Below are 2,299 nucleotides of genomic sequence, written 5' to 3'. Positions count from 1 at the left end.
AAAAATCAGGATTGCAGGAAGATGTAGCGTCATTAAGTTTTGTTCATATTGTCATTGCGGGAGTTTTGGGTGCCATAATTTTTATGGGCATACTCCTCTTGATAGTTAAAGCAGTTGTGTCCCATTGATTATTTTTTGATTGAATAGAGAGAATAAGATGTCATCCAATTCAACCCCTTACTATTTTGTTCCTGGACTATCTGGTCATCCAGCCTCAGCAGCTTTAGGCTTGCTTGCTTTTGGCGCTGGAATGTCTGGCTGGGTAAACCATGCAGCCTGGGGTGGCCCAGTTACTGCGGTTGGTGTTCTCTGGGTTTTATTTGTTCTCTATAACTGGTTTGGGGATACCATCGCCGAGTCTAACTCTGGTAAGAATGGTGTCAACGTAGATATTTCTTATCGCTGGTCGATGGCTTGGTTCATTTTCTCTGAGATTATGTTCTTTGGCGCATTCTTTGCGGCTTTGTTCTATGCGCGCAATATTGCGATGCCTTGGATGGGTGATGTTGAAAGTAAATTACTCTGGCCTGATTTCACAGCGGTTTGGCCTAATGATGGCCCTGCAGGATTGGTTGAGAAGTTCACGACTATGGGTCCGTGGCCAATCCCTACTATCAATACCTTGCTGCTCTTGTCTTCTGGTGTGACTGTGACTTACGCACATCATGCGATTCGTGAAGGTCATATGAAGCAAGCCATCAATGGCTTGGCTGCAACTGTTGCCTTGGGCGTTGTTTTCTTAGGCTTCCAGATTTATGAGTACTACCATGCTTACCATGCCTTGAATCTGAAGTTAACTTCAGGCATTTATGGCTCAACATTCTTCATGTTGACCGGCTTTCATGGATTCCACGTATTCCTGGGTGGCTTAATGTTGGCTATTGTGTTGCGTCGAATGATTCGTGGTGACTTCACAGCTGAAAATCATTTTGCGTTTGAAGGGGCTGCTTGGTACTGGCACTTCGTTGACGTTGTCTGGCTTGGTCTGTACATCGCTGTTTACTGGATGTAAGGAAATAAAAAATCGGGGCATTAAGCCCCGATTTGCTTTAGATGCTTGCTAGCTTAGGAGTGGATTTAGTTTGTGCCCACCCGAACGCCACTAGCCTCGATGTATCCAAAGTAGTGGGCAATCAAAATTCCCAAGAAGAGTACTATTGAAAGTCCAATACGCAGCATGAGAGACTGAACCATTCTTGAGCTCCCACCTTTGTCTTTCATCATGAAGTAGAGAGCAGAGCCCAAGCTTCCTACAATCATTAGCAGTGCAACTGGAATAATCCATTTCATCTCAAAATACCCCCGTGAATATGTTTTCTAGCTTAATTACTAGTCGTATAGTCGCTACTTTATCAGCCCTTCTAGTGATTTTAGTGGGCTGTGGAGCAGGCATATGGCAGTTAAATCGGGCGGAACAAAAAATCCGCTTAGGTGAATCGCTTTCTGCCAAATTACAAATGCCTGTACTGAATGTCAATGCTGATAATTTGACCTTAGAACAGGCTTCAGAGCGCCGTATTCTTGCTCGGGGAAGGTTTGTGCAGGATGAGGTAGTTTGGTTAGATAACCGTCCTCGTCCTATCCCAGAGGGTGGATCTGGTGCTTCTGGGCAATCTGGCTTTTATGTGATGATGCCTTTGAAGTTGGAAGGTCAAGAAGCAGTTCTTTGGATTAATCGAGGATGGGCGCCTCGTAACAATCAAAATCGTATTGAGCTCCCCCCAGTCAAGACAGCCGATGAGATTGTGACTATTGAGGGTGTTGCATTCCCTCACCCGGGAAGAGTTTATGAATTAGGTCAAAAAGGGGATTCCAAAGCTAGGCCTCGAATTGAGCAAAATTTTGATTTGGCATTAGAAACTCAAAGCCATGAATGGAAGCAGCTACCTTTCATCGTTCGAGAGTCTGGTTCTTCGAAAGAGGATGGTTTAGTCAGAAATTGGCCCTCTCCAACAAATGGAGTCGATCGCCATTATGCTTATGCCTTTCAGTGGTTTGCATTAGCATTGGCTGGATTTTTATTTTGGCTCATCAATGGGCTTATGAAATACCGGCGAGAGCTAGCGGTAAATGGAGATAGAGTGTGAGTGATAAAGAATTATTGATCCCAGCTTCGCAAATGGATTCTTCCGCAATTAATGCGCAGACCCGCCGCGGCCGGCTGCAGATGTTATTTCTATTGCTAGCTTGTGCAGCACCTGTCATCGCCTCCTATTTGGCGTATTACGTATTTAAGCCAGAGGGTGGAAAAACTAACTTTGGAACTCTTGTTCAGCCAGTGCAAGATATGAATCCTGCT

The 2,299-nt window shown here is 44.8% G+C and carries 4 protein-coding genes and 1 pseudogene; 4 read left to right on the top strand and 1 reads right to left on the bottom strand.

Translation table 11 applies throughout. From position 1 onward, the window contains the following. The first annotated feature begins 11 nt into the window (after positions 1-11). Both B7Y67_RS15665 and B7Y67_RS15660 read left to right on the top strand, forming a co-directional pair. A complete protein-coding gene (locus B7Y67_RS15665) occupies positions 12-128 on the top strand; it encodes a DUF2970 domain-containing protein (RefSeq protein WP_293599432.1) in 117 nt (38 codons plus the stop codon). 29 nt (positions 129-157) lie between these two features. Continuing rightward, entirely contained in the window at positions 158-1,012 is an 855-nt protein-coding gene (locus B7Y67_RS15660) for a cytochrome c oxidase subunit 3 (RefSeq protein WP_293599430.1), read from the top strand. Positions 1,013-1,077: 65 nt separating this feature from the next. On the opposite strand, the gene B7Y67_RS15655 is transcribed toward B7Y67_RS15660, so the two are convergent. Then, positions 1,078-1,290 carry a twin transmembrane helix small protein gene (locus B7Y67_RS15655; protein ID WP_215302142.1) on the bottom strand — a complete coding sequence of 71 codons (213 nt, stop codon included), beginning with the start codon at positions 1,288-1,290 and terminating at the stop codon, positions 1,078-1,080. A gap of 20 nt (positions 1,291-1,310) precedes the next feature. Here B7Y67_RS15655 and B7Y67_RS15650 point away from each other — a divergent pair, with 20 nt between their 5' ends. Together B7Y67_RS15650 and B7Y67_RS15645 are read left to right on the top strand one after the other, a co-directional pair. Further along, positions 1,311-2,087 carry an SURF1 family protein gene (locus tag B7Y67_RS15650; protein ID WP_293599431.1) on the top strand — a complete coding sequence of 259 codons (777 nt, stop codon included), beginning with the start codon at positions 1,311-1,313 and terminating at the stop codon, positions 2,085-2,087. Further along, positions 2,084-2,299 (top strand): annotated as a pseudogene (locus B7Y67_RS15645) (hypothetical protein); the annotation flags it as partial. The gene B7Y67_RS15650 and the pseudogene B7Y67_RS15645, both read left to right, overlap by 4 nt.

It is taken from the genome of Polynucleobacter sp. 35-46-11 (genome assembly GCF_002281105.1).
This window is presented reverse-complemented; position numbering and strand designations above follow the sequence as displayed.